This window comes from Streptomyces sp. NPDC014889 (genome assembly GCF_043081205.1).
Classification (GTDB): Bacteria; Actinomycetota; Actinomycetes; order Streptomycetales; family Streptomycetaceae; genus Streptomyces.
In genome coordinates this window covers 208,884-235,510 of the sequence record NZ_JBIBWH010000009.1, presented here as the reverse complement: position 1 = coordinate 235,510, position 26,627 = coordinate 208,884, and the positions used below count along the sequence as shown (strand labels likewise).

The following is a 26,627-nucleotide window of genomic DNA, read 5'->3' as shown; positions in this document are numbered from 1 at the left end:
CTGCCCTGCCGTGACTTCCGCATCTGTGCAGCCGGCCGCGTCGAACGCGGCCGGCCTGGAAGCCGCCCTGCGCGCCGAGACCGACGCCGAAGTCCGCTTCGACGCCGGCAGCAGGGGCGCGTACGCCACGGACGGGTCCAACTACCGGCAGGTCCCGATCGGGGTCGTCGTCCCGCGCGACGTCGAGTCCGGTGCCCGGGCCGTCGAGGTGTGCGCGCGGTTCGGCGTCCCGGTACTGTCCCGGGGCGGCGGGACCAGCCTGGCCGGTCAGGCGACCAACGCGGCGGTGATCGTCGACTGGACGAAGTACTGCCACCGGCTCGTGTCGGTCGATCCGGTCGCTCGCACCTGCGTCGTGGAGCCGGGGATCGTCCTGGACGAGCTCAACCGCCAACTGTCCGGCCACCGACTCCAGTTCGGGCCCAAGCCGTCGACGCACAGCCACTGCGCGCTGGGCGGCATGATCGGCAACAACTCCTGCGGTGCGTCCGCGCAGGCGTACGGCAAGACGGTGGACAACGTACGCCGCCTGGAGATCCTCACCTACGACGGCGCACGGATGTGGGTGGGGCCCACCTCGAAGGCCGAACGGGCGCGGATCGCCGCGGAAGGCGGCCGCAGGGCGGAGATCTACGACGGTCTCGACCGCATCGTCACCGAGTATCTCGCGGACATACGGCACGGCTACCCGGACATCCCGCGCCGCGTCTCCGGCTACAACCTGGACTCCCTGCTGCCCGAGAAGGGCTTCGACGTCGCCAAGGCCCTGGTGGGCAGCGAGGGCACCCTCGTGACCGTCTTGCGCGCCGAGCTCGACCTCGTACCCGTGCCGTCGTTCCAGTCGCTCCTCGTCCTCGGCTACGACGACATCTGCACCGCCGCCGACGACGTCCAGCGCCTCCTGGAGCACAGCGAACCCAGCCAGCTGGAGGCCCTGGACGACCGGATGGCGCAGCTCATGCGGGAGGAGCACGCCTACCTCGACTCCCTCCACGCGCTGCCCGAGGGCAACAGCTGGCTGCTGGTGCAGTTCGCCGGCGACAGCCAGGAGGCCGTCGACGACCAGGCGCGGGAGCTGCTGTGGTCGCTGGGCCGCAGCGAGGAGCACCCCGCCGTGGCCTTCTCCGACGACCCGGAGCGCGAACAGGAGATGCTCAAGGCACGCGAGGCCGGCCTCGGGGTGACGGCCCGTCCGCCGGACGGCCGGGAGACCTGGGAGGGCTGGGAGGACTCGGCGGTACCGCCCGACCGTCTGGGGGACTATCTGCGCGACCTGAAGGGCCTGTTCGACGAGTTCGGCTACGACCATCCCTCGCTCTACGGCCACTTCGGGCAGGGCTGTGTGCACATCCGTATCCCCTTCGCGTTGAAGACCGGCGAGGGCGTCGCGGAATTCCGCCGCTTCCTGGAGCGCGCCGCCGACCTCGTGGCGTCCTACGGCGGATCCCTCTCCGGAGAGCACGGCGACGGACAGGCCAGGGGTGAACTGCTCACCCGCATGTTCGGTGAGCGACTCGTCGCCGCATTCGGCGAGTTGAAGGCGCTCTTCGACCCCGGCGACCGCATGAACCCGGGAAAGGTCGCCGAACCGAACCCGGTCGACGGGCAGTTGCGGCTCGGCTCCGCCTGGCGGCCCGCCACCGTGGAGCACCATTTCGGCTATCCCGAGGACGAACACTCCTTCACCCGCGCCGTGATGCGCTGCGTCGGCATCGGCAACTGCCGCAGCCACCACGGCGGCGTGATGTGCCCCTCGTACCGGGCCACCAAGGAGGAGGAGCACTCCACGCGGGGCCGCGCGCGGCTGCTGTTCGAGATGCTCGACGGCCACGCGGACTCCGCCGTCAAGGACGGGTGGCGCTCCACCGAGGTCCGTGACGCACTCGACCTCTGCCTGGCCTGCAAGGGCTGCCGGTCGGACTGCCCCACCGGCGTCGACATGGCCACCTACAAGGCCGAGTTCCTCGCCCACCACTACGAGGGCAGGCCGCGCCCGGCCGCCCACTACTCGATGGGCTGGCTGCCCCTGTGGGCCCGTCTGTCCCGCCTCGCCCCCTCCCTGGCCAACACCGTGCTGCACGCACCCGTCCTGTCCGGCGCCGGCAAACGGCTCGCCGGCGTCGACGGCGCGCGCGAGGCCCCCGTGTTCGCGCGGGAGTCGTTCCTCCAGTGGTGGCGGGCCCGGGGCGGCGAGGAACCGGACCCCGCAGACCCCCGGGCCGTGGTGCTGTGGCCCGACACCTTCAGCACCTACTTCCACCCCGGCATCGCCCGGTCGGCCGTCCGGGTCCTGGAGGACGCCGGGTTCCGTGTCGCCGTCCCCGAAAGGCCCGTGTGCTGCGGACTGACCTGGATCTCCACCGGGCAACTGCGCACGGCAAAGAAGGTGTTGCGGCACTCGCTCGACGTCCTGCGCCCCTGGATCGAGGCCGGCACCCCCGTCATCGGCCTCGAACCCTCCTGCACGGCCGTGTTCCGGGCGGACGCCCCCGAACTCCTCCCGGACGACCAGGACATGCGGCGCCTGACCGGCCGGTTCCGCACCTTCGCCGAGCAACTCGTCCACCACGCGCCCGAGAACTGGCGGCCGCCCGCCCTGTCCCGGCAGGCGACCGTGCAGACCCACTGCCACCAGCACGCGATCCTGCACGACGACGCCGACCGCGAGCTGATGCGCCGCGCCCACATCGACGCCCACGTCCTCGACGAGGGCTGCTGCGGACTGGCCGGCAACTTCGGGTTCGAGCGCGGCCACCACGAGGTGTCCATGGCCGTCGCCGAACAGGGCGTCCTGCCGGCCGTCCGCGCGGCGCCCCCCTCCGGCCTGCTCCTCGCGGACGGTTTCAGCTGCCGTACGCAGATCGAACAGGCCGGCACCGGCCGCGGAGCCCTGCACCTGGCCGAGGCACTGGCGCTCGGGCTGGACGGGACGCTCCCCGGCCACCTGCCCGAACGTCTCGCGCAGCGCCCCGCGAAGCCGTCGAGGGCCGCCGGGCGCGCGGCCACGGCCGTCGCCGCCGCCCTCGCGGCCACCGCCGCCACAGCGGCCGGCCGCGGCGCGATGAGCCGTCTGCACCGCAGCCCCTAGCCCCCGCACCCTCTCGGGCTCCACCGGAAAGGCTCCCCGCATGTCCATCAAGGTCTCCGACTACCTTCTCCAGCGCCTGCGCGAGTGGGAGGTGGAGCACGTCTTCGCCTACCCCGGCGACGGCATCAACGGCCTGCTCGCCGCCTGGGGGCGGGCCGACAACCAGCCGAGGTTCGTCCAGGCCCGTCACGAGGAGATGGCCGCCTTCGAAGCCGTCGGCTACGCCAAGTTCTCCGGCAAACCCGGCGTGTGCGCGGCCACCTCGGGCCCCGGGGCGATCCACCTGCTCAACGGCCTGTACGACGCCAAACTGGACCATGTGCCCGTGGTCGCCGTCGTCGGCCAGACCAACCGCAGCGCCATGGGCGGCTCCTACCAGCAGGAGGTCGACCTGCTGACCCTCTACAAGGACGTCGCCTCCGACTTCTGCGAAATGGTCACCGTCCCCGAGCAGTTGCCCAACGTGCTCGACCGCGCCATGCGCACCGCCATGGCCCGGCGTTCGGTGACGGCCGTCATCGTCCCCGCCGATGTGCAGGACCTCGACTACACGCCGCCCGAGCACGCCTTCAAGATGGTGCCCTCCAGCCTCGGCATGTCCCACTACGCGCCGGTGCCCTCCGAGGAGGACCTGGCCAGGGCGGCGGAGGTCCTCAACTCCGGGAGGAAACCGGCGATCCTCGTCGGCCAGGGCGCCCGCGGCGCACGGCAGGAGGTCATGCAGGTCGCCGAACACCTCGGCGCCGGGGTCGCCAAGGCACTGCTGGGCAAGGACGCCCTCGACGACGACCTGCCCTACGTCACCGGCGCGATCGGACTGCTGGGCACCCGCCCCTCGTACGAGATGATGCGGGACTGCGACACCCTCCTGGTCGTCGGCTCCAGCTTCCCGTACACGCAGTTCATGCCCGAGTTCGGCCAGGCGCGGGCCGTGCAGATCGACATCGACCCCCATATGATCGGCCTGCGTTACCCCTTCGAGGTCAACCTGGTCGGGGACGCCGCGCTGACGCTGCGCCGGCTGCTGCCGTCGCTCAAGGTGACCAAGGAGCACGGCTGGCGCCAGAAGATCGAGCAGGACACCGCGGCCTGGTGGGAGGTCATGGGGCGGCGCGCCGCGGTCGAGGCCGACCCGATCAACCCCGAGTACGTAGCCCACGCGCTGAACGATCTGCTCCCCGGCAACGCCGTCCTGGCCGCGGACTCCGGGTCCGCCGCCAACTGGTACGCCCGCCACCTCAAGCTGCGCGGCGCCATGCGCGGTTCGCTCTCGGGCACCCTCGCCACCATGGGTCCGGGGGTGCCGTACGCCATCGGCGCGAAGTTCGCGCACGGCGACCGGCCGGCGATCGCTCTCGTGGGCGACGGGGCGATGCAGATGAACGGCATGGCCGAGCTGATCACCATCACCAAGTACTGGAAGGACTGGGCCGATCCGCGGCTGATCGTCGCCGTCCTCAACAACCGGGACCTCAACCAGGTGACCTGGGAGATGCGCGCCATGGAGGGCGCGCCGCAGTTCCTGCCGTCGCAGTCCATCCCCGACGTCGCCTACGCCGACTTCGCCCGCTCGCTCGGCCTGGAGGGCATCCGGGTCGAGAAGCCCGGCGAGGTGACGGGAGCGTGGGAGGCCGCTCTGGCGGCGGACCGGCCCTGCGTGCTGGACTTCGTGACCGACCCGGCCGTGCCGCCCATTCCGCCGCACGCCACTCTCGACCAGATCGAGGCCGCGGCGACCTCGGTGCTCAAGGGCGACAGCGACCGCGCGGCCGTGGTCCGCCAGGGCTTCAAGGCCAAGGTTCAGGAGTTCCTCCCCACCCACCGCGACCGCGGCCGCCCCCAGACCGGCCACTGACAACGCGTCCCCCCGCACGGCACCTCCCGCCACGGCACGGGCGCCGAGCGCCGCTCCGCCGCCACGCGGCGGCGGAGCGGCGGTTGCGCCCCGGCCCGGTCGTCCGCGCTCCGAACGGTGCCCTGCGGAGCCGTTGGGCCGGTACCCCGTCCCGGTACGGCGACTGTCACCACCACCCGCCGCAGCGATCCCGCCGCCGTCCGCCCGGCGGGCGCTCGCCTTTGTGCGCCCGCTCGTGAGTGCGCCGTACGCCGCTCCGCCGCCGTCTGTCACGGCGGCGGGTGGTGGTTGGTCGTCAGCGCCCGCCCTGGGGGCGGTGTTCCGCCGACCCCCGCCTGCAGGGCGGGCGCTGACGGTGGGGCCGGTTCCCCGTCCCGGTGCGGCGACTGCCACCACCACTCGCCGCGGCGATCCCGCCGCCGAGCGCCGGGGCGACGCTCGCCTCCCTGCGCCCGCTCGTGAGTGCGCCGTACGCCGCTCCGCCGCCGTCCGTCACGGCGGCGGGTGGTGGCGGTTGCGCTGAGGTGGGGCGACCCCGGCGCCGTGCGCCGTCGACCGCGCCCCGGCGTCAGCTCGTCGCGTGCTGCCCTGCCGCTGTCCGGCCCGGCTCGGACAGTGACCAGGTCCACCAGTGGTCCAGGCGTTGTGGTGTGAGGGTGTCCGCCGTCAGGAGTGCGGGCCAGTCCTCGGCGTGGGCCTGGGCGCTGACCTTGGCGCCTCCCTCGACGGGGTCGACGGCGATCACGGGTGTGCCCGCCCGCAGGGCCAGGACCAGGCCGTGCAGTCGGGTGGTGACCACCAGGTCGAGGTGGGAGACGAGCGCGAGGAACTGCTCGCCCGTGGCGCACAGCCGCCAGTCGTCGGCGGCGAGGCGGGTCTCGGCGGGGACGCGCGCGCAGTCCTTGGCCGCCAGCCAGTCGGTGAGCCGCGCGTTCACCTCCGTGTGCCGGCGGCGGTCGCCGTACTCGCCCTGGCCCTGGCCCTCGGAGAGCACCACGCCCACGACGGGCGGCAGCGGCCCGACCGGCGCGGTCGCCGCCAGGTCGCGGCGGGCCGGGGCGGGCGTGCCGTCCCGCGCGAGCACCTCGCTGAAACCGGTGACCGCCGGGTCCGCCGGATCGACGACGCTGACACCGACCGCCAGCCTGCGACAGGCCCCGAACCCGCGGTGCAGAAGGTCGAACTGCGGTCCGTGCACGGGACCGCACACGAAGACGAGGGTGTCGTAGCGCCGCGGATCCGCGGTCGTCAGTGACAGCGCGTCCGGCCGGAAGACCGGACTCCACGCCGTGTCGTGCGGGACGCCCGCCCGGGTCAGCGCCGTGGACACAAGCCGCTGGGCGAGCACGTCACCCGCTGTCGCCTCCCCGTCGCGGAAGCTGAACCAGCCGGTGAGCAGCAGCCGCCGGGGACGCGGCGCGCGCAGGGCGGTGAGCAGCTCCGCCACGAGATCGTCGGCCATGGGCCTCGACCCTGTGTCCATGGTCCCTCCGGCTGCGGTGACGCACAGGCGTCACACGAGTACCCGGACGTCGAAGAAAGAACCAACGTGTGAAGCCAACCGCCAGGGGAACTTGGCTGTCGACGGCGGGCGACCACCAGGGCGGTCCACAGGACCGGCGGAACCCGAGCCCTTCCCCGTCTTCCTTCTCAACGGGCCGAAGACACGACCCGGCGGCACAGAGGCGTCCGAAGAGCAGGCCAGAACATTGCCCGGGCCACGGCATGGACGTACAGCACGAAGGAGTGCCCCTGATGGTTGGTGACACCCTGCCGTTCTCCTGGAAACGAGCGGTCGTGACCGGCGGTGCCGGCTTCCTCGGCTCCCACCTGTGCGAGCGGCTGCTGGATTCAGGCGTCGAAGTCGACTGCGTGGACAACCTGGCCTGCGGGCGGCGGGAGAACATCGCCCACCTGGAGGCCCGGCCCGGATTCCGGTACCTGCACTGCGACGTGTCCGCGCCCGACTGCGTGGAGCCGCTCCTCGGCGACTACGACCTCGTCCTGCACTTCGCCTGCCCCGCGTCACCGGCCGACTACCTCAGGCTGCCCCTGGAGACCCTCGACGTGGGCAGCCTCGGCACCCGCAACGCCCTCGCGATCGCCGAACGCTGCGGCGCGCGCTTCCTGCTCGCCTCCACCTCGGAGGTGTACGGCGACCCCCTCGTCCACCCCCAGCACGAGGGCTACTGGGGCAACGTCAACCCGATCGGCCCGCGCAGCGTGTACGACGAGTCCAAACGGTTCGCCGAGGCCCTGGTCACCGCCCATGCCGGCACGCGCGGCACCGACGCCGGGATCGTCCGGCTGTTCAACACCTACGGCCCGCGCATGCGCGCCCACGACGGCCGGGCCGTTCCCACCTTCATCAGCCAGGCCCTCGCGGGCGAGCCGCTCACCGTCACCGGCGACGGCAGCCAGACCCGCTCGCTGTGCTACGTGGACGACACGGTCGACGGCGTACTGCGGGTTGCGGCGAGCCGGTCCGTGCGGCCCGTGAACATCGGCGGCTCCGACGAGATCACGATGGTCGACCTGGCCCGCCGCGTGGTCGCGCTGACCGGCTCCGACTCGCCCATCGACTTCATCGACCGGCCCGCCGACGACCCCTGCCGGCGCCGCCCCGACACCACCCTGGCGCGCGAACTGCTCGGCTGGGCGCCGCAGGTGCCCTGGGAGGAGGGCCTGAAGCAGACGATCGCGTACTTCGCCTCCCCGCCCTCCGCGCCCTCACGGGCCCCGCAGCCCTGACCCCCGGCCGTCTGCCGACGGACCACCGGCCCTCAGCCGACCTGGAGACAGCGCATGCACGTCCTCGGTATCAACGCACTCTTCCACGACCCCGCCGCCGCTCTCCTCACCGACGGCAGGGTCGTGGCCGCAGCGGAAGAGGAACGGTTCTCCCGCCGGAAGCACGGCAAGCGGCCCGTCCCCTTCGCCGCCTGGGAACTACCGGAACAGTCGGCCCGCTGGTGCCTGGAGCAGGCCGGGCTCACCCCGTCCGACCTGGACGCCGTCGCCTACTCCTACGACCCCTCCCTCGCCCGGCCCGCCCAACGCATGGGACTGCACGACCCCTTCGACCACCTGCGCCAGGAGTACGCCCGCCAGGCCCCCGGCTTCCTCGCCGAGGCGCTGCCCGGCCTCGACCCCGCCAAGGTCCGGTTCGTTCCGCACCACGTGGCGCACGCGGCCTCCGCCGGTCCGGTCTCCCCCCACCCGGACTGCGCCGTCCTCGTCCTGGACGGCCGCGGCGAGTGCGGCTCCCACCTGGCCGGCCGGTACACGGGCGGCCAGCTCACCGTCCTCGGCGCGCAGGAACTGCCGGACTCCCTCGGCCTGTTCTACGAGGACCTCACCCAGCACCTGGGCTTCCTGCGCAGCAGCGACGAGTTCAAGGTGATGGCGCTCGCCTCCTACGGCGCCCCGCGCTTCGCCGGCCGGCTGCGCGAGTACGTCCGGGCCGACGACAGGGGCGGCTTCCGGGCCCGCCCCGTGCCCTGGGCATCCCTGGTGCCGCCGCGCCCGGCGGGCGGCGCCTGGCACCAGGACCACGCCGACCTCGCGGCCAGCGCCCAGCTCTGCCTGGAGGAGGCCCTGCTCGCCCTCGCCCGGTGGCTGCGCGAACTCACCGGCGAGGACGCCCTCACCATGGCCGGCGGTGTCGCCCTCAACTGCGTCGCCAACACCCGCCTGTACCGGGAGAGCGGCTTCCGGCACGTGTGGGTGCAGCCCGCCGCCGGGGACGCCGGCACGGCGCTCGGCGCGGCCGCCCACGTGGCGGGGGAGAAGGACACGGTGGAGCCGATGCCCACCGCCGCGCTCGGCCGCGGCTGGAGCGACGGCGAGCTGCGCGACTGGCTGGAGCGCGCGGCGGTGCCCTACGAGGAACCCGCCGACATCGCCGAGACGGCGGCCGAGGCCCTGGCCGCCGACGGCATCGTGGCCTGGTTCCAGGGACGCAGCGAGTACGGGCCGCGCGCGCTCGGCCACCGCTCCCTGCTCGCCCACCCCGGGCACGCGCGCAACCTGGAACGGCTCAACGCGGTCAAGGGACGCGAGGAGTTCCGGCCGGTCGCGCCGATGGTCCTCGCGGAACGGGCGGCCGAGATCTTCGACGGCCCCCTGCCCAGCCCCCACATGCTGTTCGTGCACGACGTGTCGGACGAGTGGAAGACCCGTATCCCAGCCGTCGTGCACATCGACGGCACGGCCCGCATCCAGACCGTGGACCGCGCCGACGAACCCCTCGTGGCCCGCTTGATCGACGGCTTCGAGCGGCGGACCGGACTGCCGGCCGTCGTCAACACCAGCCTGAACACCGCCGGACGGCCCATGGTCGACGACCCCCGCGACGCCCTGGAGTGCTTCGGCTCGGCCCCCGTCGACCTGCTCGTCCTTGGACCCTTCGCCATCCGGCGCGGAAAGGCCTTCGCATGACCGCCGCCCCCGCCTACACCGTCGTCGTCCCGACGATCGGCCGCCCCTGCCTCGCCGCGTGCCTGCGCGCGCTCGCCGCGGCGGACGGGCCCCCGCCGTACGAAGTGGTCGTCGTCGACGACCGTCCGGCACCCGGTCCCGGTCTGCCGCTCGCGGAGGCCGGGCGGCTCCGGGACCGGGTCCGCACCCTGCGCACGGCCGGCCGGGGACCCGCCGCCGCCCGCAACGCCGGCTGGCGCACGGCCACGACCGCCTGGACGGTCTTCCTGGACGACGACGTCCAGGTGCTGCCGGACTGGTCCCGGCTGCTCGCCGAGGACCTGCGCGAGGCCGGCGAGGACGTCGGCGGCGTCCAGGGGCGGCTGCGGGTCCCGCTGCCCGCGGACCGCCGTCCCACCGATTGGGAACGCAACACCAAGGTGCTGGAGGACGCGGCCTGGGCCACCGCCGACATGGCCTACCGGACCGACGTGCTCGGCGACGTCGGCGGGTTCGACGAACGCTTCCCCCGGGCCTTCCGGGAGGACGCCGACCTGGCACTGCGCGCCCTGCGGGCCGGCTGGTCCCTGCGGCGCGGCAGGCGCGTCACCCGCCATCCCGTCCGCCCGGCCCCCTGGTGGGCCTCGCTGCCCGCCCAGCGGGGCAACGCCGACGACGTCCTGATGAACCGGCTGCACGGACCCGACTGGTGGACCCGGGCCGACGCGCCCAGGGGACGGCTGCGCCGCCATCTGGTGGTGACGGCCGCCGCGCTCGCCGCGGCCTCCTGCGTCCTGGCGCGACGGCACCGGGCCGCGACCGCCTGCGCGGCGCTGTGGACGCTGGGCACCGCCGAGTTCGCCCTCGCCCGCATCCTGCCGGGCCCACGGACCGCGCGGGAGATCGGCGGGATGCTCGGCACCAGTGTCCTCATCCCGCCCCTCGCGGTCGCGCACCGGCTGCGCGGAACCGTCCGCCACCGGCACGCCGAACCCCTGCGAGGCACCCCATGAGCACCCGCCGGCCTCGCGTGCGCGCCGTCCTGTTCGACCGTGACGGAACCCTCGTGGCGGACGTCCCGTACAACGGCGATCCGGACCGTGTCCGCCTGCTGCCCGGCGCCGCCCGGGCCGTCGGGCTCGCCCGCCGCGCGGGCCTGGCCACCGCGGTGGTCAGCAACCAGTCGGGGATCGGGCGCGGGCTGCTCACCGACGAGCAGGTCCGCCGCGTCAACGCACGCGCCGACGAGCTGCTCGGCGGCGTCGACGTCTGGGCCTTCTGCCCGCATGCGCCGGACGCCGGCTGCGCCTGCCGCAAGCCGCGGCCGGGCCTCGTGCTCGCGGCCGCGCGGCGGCTCGGTGTCGCCCCCGCCGACTGCGTGGTGGTCGGTGACATCGCGGCGGACGTCCTGGCCGCGCGGGCGGCGGGCGCGCGAGGCCTGCTCGTGCCGAACGCGGCCACGGCGCCCGCCGAAGTGAAACGTTTCGCCGATGCGTGCGCGCCGGACGTCCTCGACGCGGTGCGCCAGGTGGTGGACTCCGCCCGCGGCGGCGTCCCGGCGGGAAGGGGTGCCCGATGAAGGCCCTCGTCGTCCGACTCGACAGCTTCGGGGACGTACTGCTCGCCGGACCGGCGGTGCGTGCGGTGGCCGCTCACTGCGCCCACGTGACCATGCTGTGCGGGCCGCGCGGCGCCGCCGCGGCCCGGCTGCTGCCCGGTGTCGACGAGGTCCTGGTGTGGGAGGCGCCCTGGGAGGGCTTCGACCCGCCCCCGGTGAGCGCGCCCGACATCGACGGCCTGCTCGCGCGCCTGCGCGCCCGCGCCTTCGACACCGCGCTGATCCTCACCTCCTTCCACCAGAGCCCCCTGCCGGCCGCGCTGCTGCTGCGGCTCGCGGGAATCGGCCGCATCGGCGCCGACAGCGTCGACCACGCCGGGCGGCTGCTTGACGTGCGCCACCGGCGGCGGCCGGGCCGCCACGAGGCCGAGGCCGCGCTCGACACCGCCGTCGCCCTGGGTTTCCCGCCACCGCCCGGGGACGACGCCCGGCTGCGGGTCCTCCCGCCGCCCGACACCAGCACCCTGACCGGCTGCGGGCCCTACGTCGTCCTGCACCCCGGTGCCAGCGCCCCCGCGCGTGCCTGGGGCCCCCGCCGGTGCGAGGAGGCCGTCGCGCTGCTCGCGGACGCCGGGCACCGCGTGGTCGTCACCGGCGGCCCTCAGGAGCGGGACCTCACCCGCAGGGTGAGCGCCGGGGCCGCCGTCGACCTGGGCGGGCGCACCGCCCCGCGCACCCTCGCCGGGGTGCTGCGCATGGCCGACGTCGTGATCAGCGCCAACACGGGGCCCGCCCATCTGGCCGCCGCGGTCGGCACCCCGGTCGTCTCGCTGTTCGCCCCCGTCGTACCGCCCGGCCGCTGGGCGCCGTACGGCGTGCCCGTCATCCTCCTGGGCGACCAGGCGGCGCCCTGCGCGGACAGCAGGGCCCGGGTCTGCCCGGTGCCGGGGCACCCCTGCCTGAACGAGGTCACCGGCCAGGACGTGGTCCGCGCGGTGCACAAGCTGATCCAGGAACGGAACTCATGAACATCCTCGTGTGGCACGTGCACGGATCCTGGCTCACGGCCTTCGTCCAGGGCCCGCACACCTACCTGCTCCCGGTCACCGGGGACCGTGGCCCGGACGGCCTGGGCCGCGCGGTGACCTGGGACTGGCCGGCGAACGTGCGTGAGCTCACCCCCCGGGAGCTGCGGGACTGCGAGATCGACCTGATGGTGCTGCAACGCCCGCACGAACCCGACCTGGCGCGGCGCTGGACCGGCCGCCGCCCCGGAGTGGACGTGCCGGCCGTGTACGTCGAGCACAACAGCCCCGACGGCTCACCGGTGGACACCCGCCACCCGCTGGCGGGGCAGACGAGCATCCCCGTCGTCCACGTCACCCACTTCAACCGGCTGATGTGGGACAACGGCAGGGCCCCTACGGAGGTCGTCGAGCACGGCATCCTCGATCCCGGCCACCTGTGGACCGGCACCGAGCCGCGGGCGGCCGTCGTGGTCAACGAGCCAGTGCGCAGGGGCCGTACCACCGGAACGGACCTGCTGCCCCGCTTCGCCCGGTCGGCGCCGCTGGACGTGTTCGGGATGCGCACCGACGGACTCGCCGGACACCTGGGACTGCCGGCCGAGCGGTGCCGCACCCGCGACCTGCCCCAGCACCGGCTGCACCAGGAGATGGCCCGCTGCCGGCTGTATCTGCACCCGGTGCGCTGGACCTCGCTGGGCCTGTCCCTCCTCGAGGCCATGTTCCTCGGCATGCCGGTGGTCGCCCTGGACACCACCGAGGTCCGCGAAGCCGTACCGGAGGGGGCCGGAGTGGTCTCGAACCGCCTCGACGTGCTGGAGGACGCCGTACGCGGGTTCCTCGCCGATCCGGAGCACGCGCGGCGGACGGGGGAGACGGCCCGGGCCGCGGTGCGGACCCGCTACGGAGGACGGCGCTTCGTGGACGACTGGGAGCGCCTGATCAAGGAGGTCACCCGATGAGTCGCACCCTGACACCGGCCGGGCACGTCGCCATGGTCTCCGAGCACGCGAGCCCGCTGGCGGCACTCGGCGGACCCGACGCCGGCGGCCAGAACGTGTACGTGGCGCAGCTCGCCCGCCAACTGGCCGGAAAGGGCTACCGGGTCACCGTCTACACCCGCCGGGACGCGACCGGTCTGCCGGACTGCGCCACCCTCACCGGCGGTGTCCGCGTGGTCCATGTGCCCGCGGGACCGCCCGCACCGCTACCCAAGGACGAACTCCTGCCCTACATGGGCGAGTTCGGGGAGTTCCTCGCCCGGCAGTGGGCCGCCGCCCCTCCGGACGTGGCGCACGCCCACTTCTGGATGTCCGGCCTGGCCGCCCTGTCCGGCGCCCGCGGCCTCGGCATCCCCGTCGTGCAGACGTACCACGCCCTCGGCACGGTCAAGAAGCGCCACCAGGGCGCCGCCGACACCAGCCCGCCGCAGCGCGTCACCATCGAGAGGGCCGTCGGGCAGGCGTGCGCGCGGATCATCGCCACCTGCTCCGACGAGGTCGCCGAACTGGAGGCGATGGGCCTGCCGCAGGAGCGGACCGAGGTCGTCCCGTGCGGCGTGGACCCCGGCGAGTTCACCCCGCTCGCCCGGCCCCGCCCGGCCGGCGGCCCAAGGCGCCTGCTCGCCGTCGGCCGGCTCGTGCCCCGCAAGGGCTTCGACCGGGCGATCCGCGCCCTGGCCCGGATACCGAACGCCGAACTCCTCGTCGCCGGCGGCCCCGAGGCCCGCCTGCTCGGCGCCGAACCCGAGGCGGAAAGGCTCCGCTCCATCGCGGGCGAGTACGGCGTGTCCGACCGGGTGACCCTGCTCGGCGGGGTCGGCCGCGACCGGATGCCCGAGCTGATGGCCGGCGCCGACCTCGTCCTGTCGCTGCCCCGCTACGAGCCCTTCGGCATCGTGCCCCTGGAGGCCATGGCCTGCGCCAGGCCCGTCGTCGCCAGCGCGGTCGGCGGCCAGCTCGACACGGTCGTCCACGACCGGACGGGCGTCCTGGTCCCCGCCGACGACGACCGCGACCTCGGCGCCGTCATCGGCGCGCTGCTCGACGACCCCTACCGGCTCGCCCGCTACGGGGACGCCGGCCGCCGGCGGGTCCTGGCCCACTACACGTGGGACCGCGTCGCCGAGGGGATCGCCGGGGTCTACGCGGCCGTTTCCTCCACCGCCTCGCTCCGGGAGGCCGTCCGATGAAGACCGTCACCGGCACCGCGCACTGCGACGACCTGATCAAGGCCCTGGAGTCGTTCCGCGACCGCGGGCCCGTCATCGAGCGATGGGGACACGAACTCGCCCGGCGCCTCGGCTCCGGCGCCCGGCTCCTCGTCGCCGGGAACGGCGGCAGCGCGGCGCAGGCGCAGCACCTCACCGCCGAACTCGTGGGCCGCTACCGGGACGACCGGCCGCCGTTCTCCGCCGTCGCCCTGCACGCCGACACCTCCTCCACCACCGCGATCGCCAACGACTACGGCGTCCAGGAGGTGTTCGCCCGCCAGACCGCGGCCCACGGCCGGCCCGGCGACGTCCTGATGCTGCTGTCCACCAGCGGCGCGAGCGCCAACCTACTGACCGCCGCCGAGCGGGCCCGCCGGCTCGGCATGACGGTCTGGTCGCTGACCGGCCCGGCGCCCAACCCGCTGCAACTCGGAAGCGACGAATCGCTCTGCGTCGACGCACCCGTGGCCGCCACCGTGCAGGAACTCCACCTGGTGGCCGTCCACATGCTCTGCGAGTGCTTCGACGCGGCGGTGGAGCACGGCGAGGCGGACGGGGCCCGTACCGCGCGCCGGTCCGTCGTCTCCCGGAAGGGCCGCACATGACTGCCTCCCCCACACCCCTGCTCGTGGTCGGCGACGCGCTGCTCGACCACGACGTGCGCGGCCGGGCCGACCGGCTGGCCCCCGACGCGCCGGTGCCCGTCGTGCACGGCGCCCGGCGCAGCTCCCGCCCCGGCGGAGCCGCCCTCGCCGCCCTCCTCGCGGCCGCCGACGGCCGGCCCGTCACCCTGGTCACCGCCCTCGGCGACGACGAGGCCAGCCACACCCTGCGGGACCTGCTGGCCGGCCGCGTCGAACTGGTCGAGGTGCCGCTGGACGGCTCGCTGAGCAGCAAGACCCGCATCCTCGCGGGCGATCGGCCACTGCTGCGCCTCGACGACGGCGAAGGACGCGCCCGTGCGGCGACCGCGGCCGCCGCGGACGCGGTCGACGCCGCCACCGGGATCCTGGTCGCCGACTACGGCCGGGGCACCGCCGAAGTCCTCCGGGACGTCCTCGCCGCCGCCGCGGGCCGCGCCCCCCTCGTATGGGACCCGCACCCGAAGGGCGGGCCCCCGGTCCGCGGCGTGCGGCTGGCCACGCCGTCCGCGCGGGAGGCCCGCACGTTCGCCGGGCGGGCGGACCGGCACGCCGAGCCCGCCGACACCGACGGCCTGCGCTCGGCCGGCCGGGACGCCCGCGCCCTGATCCGGGCCTGGCGGGCGCAGAGCGTCGCCGTGACCCTGGGCGAGCGCGGCGCGCTGCTCTCGCACGGCGAGACACCCCTGCTCGTGCCCACCCCGGCCACCGCGGCGGGCGACCCGTGCGGCGCCGGGGACCGGTTCGCCGCGACCGCCGCCGCCCTCCTGGCCGACGGCGCCTTCACCGAGACCGCCGTGCAGGCCGCGGTCCACGCCGCCACCCGGTACGTCACCGAGGGCGGCGCCCGGTCGGTCGCCGCCGGGACCGAGTCGCGGCCCGTACCCCTGGAGGCCCCCGCCGAGGAGGACGGCACGGCCGACGCCGTGCGCACGGCCGCCCGGGTCAGGGCCGCCGGGGGCACCGTCGTCGCCGCGGGCGGCTGCTTCGACGTGCTGCACGCCGGTCACGTCGCCCTGCTCCAGGCGGCACGCCGCGTCGGGGACTGCCTGATCGTGTGCGTCAATTCGGACGCCTCGGTGCGCCGCCGCAAGGGCGCGGGCCGCCCCCTCGTGCCGGCCGTCGACCGGGTACGGGTGCTGCGGGCCCTGGAGTGCGTCGACGCGGTCGTCGTCTTCGACGAGGACACCCCGGAACGGGTCCTGTCCGAACTGCGCCCGCACGTCTGGGCCAAGGGCGGCGACTACGCCCTGACCAGCCTGCCCGAGCAGCCCCTGGTGGAGAGCTGGGGCGGACAGGTTCTCCTGCTGCCCTACCTCGACGGCCGCTCCACCACACGGCTCGCCCGCCGCGCCGCGCAGGCACCCGCCCCGGGAGGCGCCCGGTGACACCTGCCTGCCACACCCCGCGCGTCCTGGTGCTCCGGGCCCTGGGCCTCGGCGACCTGCTCGCCGGCGTGCCCGCGCTGCGCGGCATCCGCCGGGCCTTCCCCGGCTGCCAGGTCGTCCTCGCCGCGCCGCCCGGCCTCACCGAGGCCGCGTACGCCACCGACGCGGTCGACGCCCTCCTGCCGGCCGAGGCGCCCGCCAGGGCCGTGCCCTCGCTCACCCACTGGCCCGGACCCCCGCCTGACCTGGCCGTCGACCTGCACGGCAACGGCCCCGAGAGCCGCGACGCCCTGGCCGCCCTCCACCCGCGCCGGCTGCTCGCCCACGCCTGCCCGGACGGCCCGCCCTGGCGGCCCCACGTCCACGAACGCGACCGCTGGTGCGCCTTCCTGCATGCCTACGGCATCCCCGCCGACCCCGCCGACCTGCTGCTCGCCCGTCCGCCCACCCCCTCCCCGGCGCCGGGCGCGGTCCTCGTGCACCCGGGAGCGGCGTCGGGCTCCCGCCGCTGGCCGCCCGAACGGTACGCCGCCGTCGTACGGTGCCTGCGCGCCGCGGGACACCGCGTGGTGGTGACCGCGGGGCCCGGCGAGGACGACCTGGCGCGTGCGGTCGCCGCGCACGGCGGTCTGCGCGCGGCGGACGTCCTGACCGGGGGACTGCCCTTCCGGGAGCTGTCCGCACTGGTGGCGCAGGCGTCCCTGGTCCTCAGCGGGGACACCGGACTCGCCCATCTCGCGGTGGCGCACGGCACCCGCTCCGTCACCCTCTTCGGACCGGTCTCCCCCCGCCTGTGGGGACCGCCGCCCGGCTCCCGCCATCTCGCCCTGTGGAAGCCGGGGCCGCCCGGCGACCCGCACGGCCGCGCGGTCGACGCCCGGCTGCGCCGCCTCGGCCCCGGAGAGGTCGCCGCCGCCTGCCTGGCCTCGCTCCGGCGGACGGACCCCCGCGCACGGCGCCGAGGAGCGGAGGCGGCCCGTGTCCACTGAACCGGTCACCGCCACGGACCCCGGCACCGCCCCCGGACCCGATCCCCGGGTCACGGTGGCGGTGATCACGCGCGACCGGTGCGCGAGCCTCCTGCGCACCCTCGACGCGCTCGCCGCGCTGCCCGAGCGGCCACCGGTCGTCGTCGTCGACAACTCCGGCGGCGACAGCACCTGGAGAGCCGTGCGGGACCACCCGGCGGTCACCCGCCTGCTGCGCCCCGACGCGAACACCGGCGCCCTCGGCCGGAACCTCGCCGCCCGGCACGCCCGCACCCCCTACGTCGCCTTCAGCGACGACGACTCCTGGTGGACGGCCGGATCCCTGCGACGCGCGGCCGACCTCCTGGACCGCCATCCGCGCCTGGGCCTGCTCGCCGCCCGCACCCTGGTGGGCCACGAGGCCGCCGACGACCCGCTGAACGCCGTCCTCGCCTCCTCGCCCCTGCCCTGCGAACCCGACCTCCCCGGCCGCCCGGTGCTCGGCTTCCTCGGCTGCGCCTGCGTGGTGCGCCGGGAGGCGTTCCTGCGCGTCGGCGGCTACCACCCGCTGCTGTTCTTCGGGGGCGAGGAGACACTGCTCGCCTACGACCTCGCCGCCGACGGCTGGGGCGTCGTCTACGAACCGGACCTGCGCGCCTGCCACCACCCGGACCAGGGCGAGCGCACCGGCCGCTCGGCGGTCGTCCGCCGCAACCAGGTGCTGACGACCTGCCTGCGCCGCCCCTGGCCGGTCGCCCTGCGGGCCGGCGCCGAGCTTGCCCTGGCCGCCGCCCTGGGCCGGCCCGGCGCCCGCCGGGCACTGAAGGAGACCGCCGTCCGGCTGCCGGCCGCCGTCGCCCGGCGCCGCACCCTGCCGCCGCACGTCGAACGGGCCGCCCGCCTGCTGGACGGGCGGGAGGCCAAAGGAGGCGCCGGATGACCGAACACGGCCGGGACGGGACCGACGCCCGTACCACCGTCGTCGTGATCACCCGCGACCGCAAGGACGAACTGCTGCGCACCCTCGGGAAGTTGCGGCGGCTGCCCGAACGCCCCCCGGTGATCGTCACCGACAACGCATCGAGCGACGGCACCGCCGAAGCGGTCCGCCGCCACTTCCCGGAGACGACCCTGCTGACCCCCGGCCGCAATCTGGGCGCCGTCGGCCGCAACCTGGCCGTACGGCAGGTGCGGACGCCTCATGTCGCCTTCTGCGACGACGACAGCTGGTGGGAGCCGGGCAGCCTGCGGCGGGCGGCCGACCTGCTCGAGAGGCGGCCGCGGCTCGCCGCGGTCACCGCGCGGATCGTCGTCGAACCGGACGGCACCGAGGACCCCGTGGTCCGCGAACTGCGCGAGTCGCCCCTGACCGGACCCGACTGGCTCCCCGGCCCCGCCCTCGGCTCGTTCCTCGCCGCCGCCACCGTGCTGCGCACCGAGGCGTTCCGGGCCGGCGGCGGCTTCCACCCCGGCCTGTGGCTGGGCGGCGAGGAGGAACTGCTCGCCTGCGACCTGCTGCGCCAGGGCTGGTGGCTGAGCTACGCCGAGGAACTCACCGTCCACCATCAGGCGTCCGTGCTGCGCGACAGCACCGAGCGACGGGTGCTGGGGCTGCGCAACACGCTGTGGTTCACCTGGCTGCGCCGCCCCCTGCTGCCGGCCCTGCGGCGGACCGGGCACCTGCTGCGCACCGTGCCCCGGGACGTCGCTTCGGTCCGCGCGTTCGCGCACGCGGCGGCCGGACTCCCGTGGGTGCTGCGCGAGCGCGAGCCCGTGCCCAGAGAGCTGGAACTCCGGCTGAGCCGACTGGAGTCGGCCCGCAGGACCTCGCCCGCGCGGCGGTACGTCGGCTGAGGGGCCGTGGCCTGCCGTGGCCGGCCGGCGCGGTCCGGCCGGGGGTGCCGGACCGCGCCGCGGGTCAGCGGCCGGCTCCGAACTCCTGGGTCCAGTAGTTGCCGGGCTGGGCGAGACCGACGCCGATCTCCTTGAAGGAGCAGTTGAGGATGTTCGCCTTGTGTCCCGCGCTGGACATCCAGCCGTCCATGACCTGCTCCGGGGTGGCGTAACCGTAGGCGACGTTCTCGCCGTAGGTCTGCCAGCTGTAGCCGGCCTGCGTGATCCGGTCGCCCGGGTTGGATCCGTCGGACCCGGTGTGCGACATGTTCTTGTGGGCCGCCATGTCGTCGCTGTGCGCCTGGGCGGCCTTGGTCAGCTTGTCGTTCACGGTCAGGGCCGAGCAACCCGCCTTGGAACGCTCGGAGTTGACGAGCTCCACGACGCGGGCCGTGGCCTTGGACGACGCGGAGTCGTCCTTGGACGCGGTCGGTTCGGCGGGTGCTCCGGCGTCGGGCGCGCTCGGCTGGGCGGGTGCTCCGGCGTCCGGGGCACTGGGCTGGGCGGGTGCTCCGGCGTCGGGCGCACTGGGCTGGGCGGGTGCTCCGGCGTCCGGGGCACTGGGCTGGGCGGGGGCGGCCGCGTCACCCGGGGACGCCGGTGAATTCGGGTTGCCCGGGGGGAAGTGGTTGCCGTGCCAACGCCAGCTGTGACCGCCCGGCTGGGATCCACCGGGTCCGCCGGGCTGCAACCCGCCGGGTCCGCCGGGCTGCAACCCGGCGCCGGAGGAGGGGCTGCCGCCGGGGGCGGACGGCCGGCCGTTGCAGGCCAGTGCGGTGGAAGGGACGGCGACGACGCCCACGGCGACGGCGGCGACGACTATGCGCCCGTAGTGCTGCTGCTTGCGGTGCGTACCCATGCGTGACCTCGCTCGGGGTGGGGGATCGTCATTCTTGGGACGGCTCCGCAAAGGGTGCAAAGGGCGCCCGGTACTACGTCACCTCGTAGCTTCGGGAGACCCTTGCGAAAGCGAACGCGGGCGTGCTGCCCCCGGCCCCGTCGGCCTCCGTATTCCTGGCACACCGTCAGGAGCCCCTCGGAAGCGCGGGACGAGCGGCGGCGACGGGGGAGCGGCGCGTCGGCGGGTCCGTCGGGACACGCCCCCGCACGAAGACGGACATATCCCATATGTCGCCGGAGGGGCGTCTACTATCCCGGACGCATAGTTGCGGGATGGAACGTGACAGATGTCACGGAACCGCGGGTTCCGCGCCTCCGTCCCCGTCGCGGTCACGGCCGCTGGGACACGGCAAGACTTTGACCCTTCGTTTTCTTGAGTCGTTCGTGTTTACCGCGTAGGTTCTGCGCATGACCGGATCTCGGACCGAGTCCACCGCCGGTGAGCTGCGCGGTGCCGGCCTGCGCGTGACTGCCGCGCGGGTGGCGCTGCTCGAGACCGTACGGGCAGGTGATCACCTCGATGTCGAGGCGATCGCCTCCGGGGTGCGCGAACGCGTGGGTCACGTCTCCCTGCAGGCCGTCTACGAGGCGCTGCGCGCGCTCACCGCGGCGGGGCTCGTGCGCCGCATCGAACCGGCCGGCAGCCCGGCCCGGTTCGAGGGGCGCGTCGGGGACAACCACCACCACGTCGTGTGCCGCTCGTGCGGTGCCGTCGCCGACGTCGACTGCGCCGTCGGCGACGCCCCCTGTCTGACCGCGTCCGAGGACCACGGCTTCTCGATCCACGAGGCCGAGGTCATCTACTGGGGCCTGTGCCCCGCCTGTTCCACCTCCGGCAGTACCTGAGCTCGCGATCCGCCCAGTCCGGAAGGAAGACCATGTCCGAGAACCCCGATGCCATCGTCACCGACGCCAAGACGGAGGGCACAGGCGGCTGCCCGGTCGCGCACGGCCGTGCGGCGCACCCCACCCAGGGCGGCGGAAACCGCCAGTGGTGGCCGGACCGTCTCAACCTGAAGATCCTCGCCAAGAACCCCGCGGTGGCCAATCCCCTCGGCGCGGACTTCGACTATGCCCAGGCGTTCCAGAGCCTCGACCTGCCCGCCGTCAAGCGGGACATCGCCGAGGTGCTGACCACCTCGCAGGACTGGTGGCCCGCGGACTTCGGCCACTACGGCCCGTTCATCATCCGGATGGCGTGGCACAGCGCCGGCACCTACCGGATCAGCGACGGCCGGGGCGGCGCGGGCGCCGGCCAGCAGCGTTTCGCGCCGCTCAACAGCTGGCCGGACAACGGCAACCTGGACAAGGCCCGCCGCCTGCTGTGGCCGGTGAAGAAGAAGTACGGCCGGAACCTCTCCTGGGCCGACCTCATGATCCTCGCGGGCAACGTCGCCCTGGAGTCGATGGGCTTCAAGACCTTCGGCTACGCCGGCGGCCGCGAGGACGTGTGGGAGCCCGAGGAGGACGTCTACTGGGGTCCCGAGACCACGTGGCTCGGCGACGAGCGCTACACCGGCGACCGCGAGCTGGAGAACCCGCTCGGCGCGGTCCAGATGGGCCTGATCTACGTCAACCCCGAGGGCCCGAACGGCAACCCGGACCCGATCGCCGCGGCCCGCGACATCCGTGAGACGTTCCGCCGGATGGCGATGAACGACGAGGAGACGGTCGCCCTGATCGCGGGCGGCCACACCTTCGGCAAGACCCACGGAGCGGGCCCCGCCGACCACGTCGGCCCCGCCCCCGAGGGCGCCACGATGGAGGAGCAGGGCCTGGGCTGGCGCAACACCTACGGCACCGGCAAGGGCGGCGACGCGATCACCAGCGGCCTCGAGGGCATCTGGACGGACACGCCGACCACCTGGGACAACAGCTTCTTCCAGATCCTGTTCGGCTACGAGTGGGAGCTGTTCAAGAGCCCGGCCGGCGCCTACCAGTGGCGGCCGAAGGACGGCGCGGGCGCGGACACCGTCCCCGACGCCCACGACCCGGCCAGGCGGCACGCGCCCACGATGCTGACGACGGACCTCTCGCTGCGGGTCGACCCGGCCTACGAGCCGATCTCGCGGCGCTTCATGGAGAACCCGGAGGAGTTCGCGGACGCCTTCGCGCGCGCGTGGTTCAAGCTGACCCACCGCGACATGGGCCCGGCCGTGCGCTACCTCGGTCCGGAGGTTCCCACCGAGACGCTGATCTGGCAGGACCCGCTGCCCGAGGCGGACCACGAGCAGATCGACGCCGAAGACGCCGCCGAGCTCAAGGCCAAGGTCCTCGACTCGGGCCTGTCGGTGGCGCAGCTCGTGTCCACTGCCTGGGCGTCGGCCTCCACCTTCCGCGGCAGCGACAAGCGCGGCGGCGCCAACGGCGCCCGCATCCGGCTCCAGCCGCAGAGCGGCTGGGAGGTCAACGACCCCGACGGGCTGGCGACGGTGCTGCGCACCCTGGAGCAGGTGCGGGAGTCCTTCAACGCCGCGCAGAGCGGCGGCAAGCGGGTCTCGCTGGCCGACCTCATCGTGCTCGCCGGCGGCGCGGGCGTCGAGCGGGCCGCCAAGGAGGCCGGCTTCGACGTCGAGGTGCCCTTCACCCCGGGCCGCGTGGACGCCTCGCAGGAGGAGACCGACGCGGAGTCCTTCGCCGCGCTCGAGCCCACCTCCGACGGGTTCCGCAACTACCTCGGGAAGGGCAACCGGCTGCCGGCCGAGTACCTGCTGCTCGACCGGGCGAACCTGCTCACCCTGAGCGCCCCCGAGATGACGGTCCTCGTCGGTGGTCTGCGCGCGCTCGGTGCCACGTACAACGGCTCGCAGCTCGGCGTGCTCACGAAGACGCCCGGCGTGCTGACCAACGACTTCTTCGTCAACCTGCTCGACCTGGGCACGACGTGGAAGGCGGCGTCCGAGGACGCCGGCACCTTCGAGGGCCGCGACGCCGCCACCGGCGAGGTCAAGTGGACGGGCAGCCGTGCCGACCTGGTCTTCGGGTCCAACTCCGAGCTGCGCGCGCTCGCGGAGGTCTACGCGAGCGACGACGCGAAGGAGCAGTTCGTCGGGGACTTCGTCGCGGCCTGGGTCAAGGTCATGAACCTCGACCGGTTCGACCTCGCCTGATCGCGGGTTCCGACCGCGGCTGACGACAACCGAACACGCCTGATCACGCCCGACATCGGCTGATCACGACATCGAGGCCGGCCGGCCCGTCCCGGCCGGCCTCGACGTGTCCCCGCCCGCCCTGATCGCGAAATCTTGTTTCGCCCTACACGTAAGCGCATAATGCACTTATGCATAAGTGGGTTATGGACCCAGCGGGCCCCGAGGCGTCGCCCGAGGACCTGATGATCGCCGTCGAGCAGATGGTCCGGTACGTGCGCCGCAGCGCCACCGCCGGCGGACTGAGCACGGCCGCCTCCTCGGTGCTGTCGCGGCTGGGCCGCGAGGGGCCGTACCGGCTGACCGAGCTGGCGCGGGCCGAGAGCGTGTCCCAGCCCAACATGACCCAGCTCGTGACCCGCCTCGAGCGGGCGGGGCTGGTCCGGCGCACCGCGGACCACAGCGACGGCCGGGGCGTCCTCGTGGAGGCCACCGACGCCGGTCTCGAGGTCTTCAGGCAACGCCGCTCGGAACGCGCCCGGGCCCTCCAGCAGCTCGTCGAGGAGCTGCCCGAGGCCGAGCAGCGCGCGGTGCGGGTCGCGCTGCCCGCCCTGGCCCGTGCCATCGAGGACCGCCAGGCGCGCTCCTGACCCGCCCATGCCGTCACCGACCACGTCAGCCCACCTCACAGGAGAGGCGCACATGAGTGCACCGCACGCAAAGGACGCCGGCCACGGAAAGGCCGCCAGTCCTTTCAAACAACCCAAGGCTGTCTGGGCCGTCGCGTTCGCCTGCGTCATCTCGTTCATGGGCATCGGCCTGGTCGACCCGATCCTGCCCGCCCTGGCCCAGAACCTGCACGCCACGCCCAGCCAGGTCTCCCTGCTGTTCAGCAGCTATCTGATCGTCACCGCGGTCGCGATGCTGATCGTCGGCTGGTTCTCCAGCCGCTTCGGGGCCAAGCGCACCCTCGTCACCGGTCTCGCCGTCATCGTCGTCTTCTCCGCCCTGGCCGGCACGTCGGGCTCCATCGACGGCATCGTCGGCTTCCGCGCCGGCTGGGGACTGGGCAACGCCCTGTTCATCGCCACCTCGCTGGCCGTCATCGTCGCCTCCGCCAGCGGCGGCTTCGGCGGCGCGATCATCCTCTACGAGACCGCGCTCGGCCTCGGCATCGCCGTGGGCCCGCTGCTCGGCGGCGAACTGGGCTCCATCAGCTGGCGCGGCCCCTTCTTCGGCGTCGCCGTCCTCATGGCCATCGCCCTCGTGGCCACCCTGGCCTTCGTGCCGAACCTGCCGAAGCCCGCACGCCGCACCTCGCCCCTCGCCCCCCTCAAGGCACTGCGCCACCGCGGCCTGCTGACCATGGGCATCATGGCCCTGCTCTACAACTGGGGCTTCTTCACCATGCTCGGCTACGCCCCGTACCCGATGGAACTGGACGCCCACCAACTCGGGCTGGTCTTCACCGGCTGGGGCCTGCTCGTGGCCGCCTTCAGCGTCTTCTTCGCCCCGCGCCTCCAGGCCCGCTACGGCACCGCCCCCGTGCTCTACGCCAACCTGATCGGCCTGAGCATCGTGATGGCCGTCATAGCCGTCGGCGTCGCCACGCCGACCGTCGTCATCGTGGCGGTCGTCGTCAGCGGCGCGTTCATCGGCATCAACAACACCCTGACCACCCAGGCCGTCATGCTCGTCTCCCCGGTCGAGCGGCCCGTCGCCTCCTCCGCGTACGGCTTCCTGCGGTTCATCGGCGGCGGCCTGGCCCCCTACGTCGCCGGCAAGCTCGCCGACGCCACCGACCTGAGCGTCCCGTTCTACCTCGGCGCCGCCACCTTCCTCCTCGCCATCCCGGTGCTGGCCTGCGGTCACCGGCTGCTGCGGCAGGCCGAGACACGCACCGGCGAAGCCGAGGAGGTCGCACCGACGTTCACGCCCGTCGGCCCCGCGCCGTCCGCCGGCACGCCGCCCGTGGTCGTCGCCGTCGGCGCCCACGAGGGGGCCGGCGTGATCGTCGACGCCGCGGCACGGCTCGCCCGGGACTCCGGCAGCCCCCTGGAGGTCGTGCACGTCCAGCAGACCGCCGTCGTCGAGGAACAGGCGGCCGACGCCGAGGACTTCGAGCAGGCCCGCGCCACCGTCACCGCGCACCTCGACCGCCTCGCCGCCCACGGCGTCGTCGCGCGGGGCCAGATCCTCGGCAGCGTCGGGGACCACGCGGCGGCCGGCCGCGCCCTGGCCCGGCACGCCGGCGAGGTGGGCGCGCGTGCCGTCGCCGTGGGCCGCTCGCCGCGCGGCCCGCTGGCCCAGTTCGCCGACGGCAGTTTCACCGCGGCCCTGACCCACGCCGCCACCTGCACGGTGGTCCTGGTCGACCCCGGCAGCGAGCCCCGGCCGCTGACCGCGGCCACGCTGTCCGAACTGCGCGGCGCGGCGGGCTGACCGGCGGAGCGCACCCGCACGGGGACCGCGGGGCGGCCGTCCGCCCCGCGGTCCCCGTGCGCGTGCGGCGGGCGTCACCGCTCGCGGGGGCCGCCCTGCGCGCGCGAGCGCGGGTCGACGGCCAGGGACCCCGCGGTGACCTCCTCCGGGTCGGGCTCCTCCTGGCCGCGACGGTCGCGCAGGAGCAGGTCGCCGTACAGGTCCTCGAGCCAGGAGGTCTGGTAGATGGTGTCCAGGTAGCGCTCCCCGAGGTCGGGGGCGATGGCCACGGCGGTCAGGTCGCGGGCGTCGTTGCGCGACAGCCACTCCATCGCGCCGCTGACCACCGTCCCGGTGGAGCCGCCGAAGAGGAAGCCGCGCCGGGCCAGCCGGTGGCAGGCACGGATGGTGTCGGCCTCCTCGACCCGGATCACCTCGTCGACGAAGGACTCGTCGAGCAGCGGCGGACGCATGCTCATCCCCAGTCCGGGGATCATCCGCCGGCCCGGCTGACCGCCGAAGGCGACCGAGCCGACGGTGTCCACCGCGACGATCCGCACCGGCCGGTGCCACTCGCGGAAGAAGCGGGCGCAGCCCATCAGCGTGCCCGTGGTGCCCGCGCCGACGAACAGCACGTCGAGCCGCGGGAACTGACGGGCGATCTCCGGCCCGGTCCTGCGGTAGTGGGCCCCCCAGTTGTTCGGGTTGGTGTACTGGCTGAGCCAGACGTAGCGCTCGTCGGAGGCGCACAGCGCGCGGACGTAGTCGATCCGCGCGCCGAGGAACCCGCCGTTGGCGTCCAGGTCGGCGATGACGTGCACCTCACTGCCCAGTGCCTCCATCAGCAGCCGGGCGGACAGGTTGCAGCGGGAGTCCGTCACGCAGAGGAACCGGTAGCCCTTGCTGGCGGCGATCATGCTGAGCGCCACACCGAGGTTGCCCGACGAGGACTCGATGAGGGTCGAGCGGGGGGTCAGGAGGCCGTCCCGCTCCGCGGCCTCGACCATCTCTGTCGCGGCCTTCATCTTGATCGAGCCGGCGAAGTTGAAGCCCTCGCACTTCAGGTAGAGCGAGCGCCCGAATATCGACCGGAGATCAACATAGAGTTGGCCTTCGTTGAAGGCATGGGGGGCTGATATGACGGGCACGCTGGCCTCCTGATTCCTGAGC

21 protein-coding genes are annotated in these 26,627 nt (G+C 74.2%); 18 read left to right on the top strand and 3 right to left on the bottom strand.

Annotated elements, in window-relative coordinates:
- Positions 1-10: 10 nt before the first annotated feature.
- Together ACF09J_RS19930 and ACF09J_RS19925 are read left to right on the top strand one after the other, a co-directional pair.
- Complete coding sequence (locus ACF09J_RS19930; RefSeq protein ID WP_392306749.1) at positions 11-3,088, top strand: FAD-binding and (Fe-S)-binding domain-containing protein; 3,078 nt, start codon at positions 11-13, stop codon at positions 3,086-3,088.
- A gap of 40 nt (positions 3,089-3,128) precedes the next feature.
- Positions 3,129-4,943, top strand: a complete 1,815-nt coding sequence (locus ACF09J_RS19925) for a thiamine pyrophosphate-requiring protein (protein ID WP_392306748.1) — start codon at positions 3,129-3,131, stop codon at positions 4,941-4,943.
- A 568-nt stretch (positions 4,944-5,511) separates the two neighbouring features.
- On the opposite strand, the gene ACF09J_RS19920 is transcribed toward ACF09J_RS19925, so the two are convergent.
- Positions 5,512-6,405, bottom strand: a complete 894-nt coding sequence (locus ACF09J_RS19920) for a polysaccharide pyruvyl transferase family protein (protein ID WP_392306747.1) — start codon at positions 6,403-6,405, stop codon at positions 5,512-5,514.
- Between the two features lie 293 nt (positions 6,406-6,698).
- Here ACF09J_RS19920 and ACF09J_RS19915 point away from each other — a divergent pair, with 293 nt between their 5' ends.
- Genes ACF09J_RS19915 through ACF09J_RS19860 form a run of 12 tightly spaced genes read left to right on the top strand, consistent with a single transcriptional unit; the run spans position 6,699 to position 19,008 of the window.
- Positions 6,699-7,694, top strand: coding sequence for a UDP-glucuronic acid decarboxylase family protein (locus ACF09J_RS19915; RefSeq protein ID WP_392306746.1), 996 nt, complete (start codon positions 6,699-6,701; stop codon positions 7,692-7,694).
- Between the two features lie 54 nt (positions 7,695-7,748).
- The gene (locus ACF09J_RS19910) at positions 7,749-9,383 is read left to right on the top strand and encodes a carbamoyltransferase (RefSeq protein ID WP_392306745.1); all 1,635 of its coding nucleotides are present in this window, start codon (positions 7,749-7,751) and stop codon (positions 9,381-9,383) included.
- Entirely contained in the window at positions 9,380-10,375 is a 996-nt protein-coding gene (locus tag ACF09J_RS19905; RefSeq protein WP_392306744.1) for a glycosyltransferase family 2 protein, read from the top strand. Before ACF09J_RS19910 ends, ACF09J_RS19905 begins: the two co-directional genes overlap by 4 nt.
- Positions 10,372-10,941: a D-glycero-alpha-D-manno-heptose-1,7-bisphosphate 7-phosphatase gene (locus ACF09J_RS19900; protein ID WP_392306743.1), complete on the top strand. Its 570-nt coding sequence runs from the start codon at positions 10,372-10,374 to the stop codon at positions 10,939-10,941. Before ACF09J_RS19905 ends, ACF09J_RS19900 begins: the two co-directional genes overlap by 4 nt.
- The gene (locus ACF09J_RS19895) at positions 10,938-11,948 is read left to right on the top strand and encodes a glycosyltransferase family 9 protein (protein ID WP_392306742.1); all 1,011 of its coding nucleotides are present in this window, start codon (positions 10,938-10,940) and stop codon (positions 11,946-11,948) included. The genes ACF09J_RS19900 and ACF09J_RS19895 overlap by 4 nt, the downstream gene beginning before the upstream one ends.
- On the top strand, positions 11,945-12,907 hold the full coding sequence (locus ACF09J_RS19890; RefSeq protein ID WP_392306741.1) for a glycosyltransferase: 963 nt from the start codon (positions 11,945-11,947) through the stop codon (positions 12,905-12,907). Before ACF09J_RS19895 ends, ACF09J_RS19890 begins: the two co-directional genes overlap by 4 nt.
- Positions 12,904-14,136, top strand: coding sequence for a glycosyltransferase (locus ACF09J_RS19885; RefSeq protein WP_392306740.1), 1,233 nt, complete (start codon positions 12,904-12,906; stop codon positions 14,134-14,136). Before ACF09J_RS19890 ends, ACF09J_RS19885 begins: the two co-directional genes overlap by 4 nt.
- The gene (locus tag ACF09J_RS19880; protein ID WP_392306739.1) at positions 14,133-14,762 is read left to right on the top strand and encodes an SIS domain-containing protein; all 630 of its coding nucleotides are present in this window, start codon (positions 14,133-14,135) and stop codon (positions 14,760-14,762) included. The genes ACF09J_RS19885 and ACF09J_RS19880 overlap by 4 nt, the downstream gene beginning before the upstream one ends.
- Complete coding sequence (locus ACF09J_RS19875; RefSeq protein ID WP_392306738.1) at positions 14,759-16,186, top strand: PfkB family carbohydrate kinase; 1,428 nt, start codon at positions 14,759-14,761, stop codon at positions 16,184-16,186. The genes ACF09J_RS19880 and ACF09J_RS19875 overlap by 4 nt, the downstream gene beginning before the upstream one ends.
- The gene (locus tag ACF09J_RS19870) at positions 16,183-17,175 is read left to right on the top strand and encodes a glycosyltransferase family 9 protein (protein WP_392306737.1); all 993 of its coding nucleotides are present in this window, start codon (positions 16,183-16,185) and stop codon (positions 17,173-17,175) included. The genes ACF09J_RS19875 and ACF09J_RS19870 overlap by 4 nt, the downstream gene beginning before the upstream one ends.
- A complete protein-coding gene (locus ACF09J_RS19865) occupies positions 17,165-18,094 on the top strand; it encodes a glycosyltransferase family 2 protein (protein ID WP_392306736.1) in 930 nt (309 codons plus the stop codon). The genes ACF09J_RS19870 and ACF09J_RS19865 overlap by 11 nt, the downstream gene beginning before the upstream one ends.
- Complete coding sequence (locus ACF09J_RS19860) at positions 18,091-19,008, top strand: glycosyltransferase family 2 protein (RefSeq protein WP_392306735.1); 918 nt, start codon at positions 18,091-18,093, stop codon at positions 19,006-19,008. Before ACF09J_RS19865 ends, ACF09J_RS19860 begins: the two co-directional genes overlap by 4 nt.
- 64 nt (positions 19,009-19,072) lie before the next feature.
- On the opposite strand, the gene ACF09J_RS19855 is transcribed toward ACF09J_RS19860, so the two are convergent.
- Positions 19,073-19,906, bottom strand: coding sequence for a CAP domain-containing protein (locus ACF09J_RS19855; RefSeq protein ID WP_392306734.1), 834 nt, complete (start codon positions 19,904-19,906; stop codon positions 19,073-19,075).
- Positions 19,907-20,355: 449 nt separating this feature from the next.
- Here ACF09J_RS19855 and ACF09J_RS19850 point away from each other — a divergent pair, with 449 nt between their 5' ends.
- From ACF09J_RS19850 to ACF09J_RS19835, 4 genes are all read left to right on the top strand, one after another.
- Positions 20,356-20,793 carry a Fur family transcriptional regulator gene (locus ACF09J_RS19850; protein WP_392306733.1) on the top strand — a complete coding sequence of 146 codons (438 nt, stop codon included), beginning with the start codon at positions 20,356-20,358 and terminating at the stop codon, positions 20,791-20,793.
- 32 nt (positions 20,794-20,825) lie between these two features.
- Positions 20,826-23,057 carry a catalase/peroxidase HPI gene (gene katG / locus ACF09J_RS19845; RefSeq protein ID WP_392306732.1) on the top strand — a complete coding sequence of 744 codons (2,232 nt, stop codon included), beginning with the start codon at positions 20,826-20,828 and terminating at the stop codon, positions 23,055-23,057.
- A gap of 170 nt (positions 23,058-23,227) precedes the next feature.
- Positions 23,228-23,686, top strand: a complete 459-nt coding sequence (locus ACF09J_RS19840) for a MarR family winged helix-turn-helix transcriptional regulator (RefSeq protein ID WP_392306731.1) — start codon at positions 23,228-23,230, stop codon at positions 23,684-23,686.
- A gap of 52 nt (positions 23,687-23,738) precedes the next feature.
- Positions 23,739-25,478 carry an MFS transporter gene (locus ACF09J_RS19835; RefSeq protein WP_392306730.1) on the top strand — a complete coding sequence of 580 codons (1,740 nt, stop codon included), beginning with the start codon at positions 23,739-23,741 and terminating at the stop codon, positions 25,476-25,478.
- Positions 25,479-25,552: 74 nt separating this feature from the next.
- Here ACF09J_RS19835 and sbnA read toward each other — a convergent pair whose 3' ends face one another.
- The gene (sbnA, locus tag ACF09J_RS19830) at positions 25,553-26,605 is read right to left on the bottom strand and encodes a 2,3-diaminopropionate biosynthesis protein SbnA (protein WP_392306729.1); all 1,053 of its coding nucleotides are present in this window, start codon (positions 26,603-26,605) and stop codon (positions 25,553-25,555) included.
- Positions 26,606-26,627 lie beyond the last annotated feature (22 nt).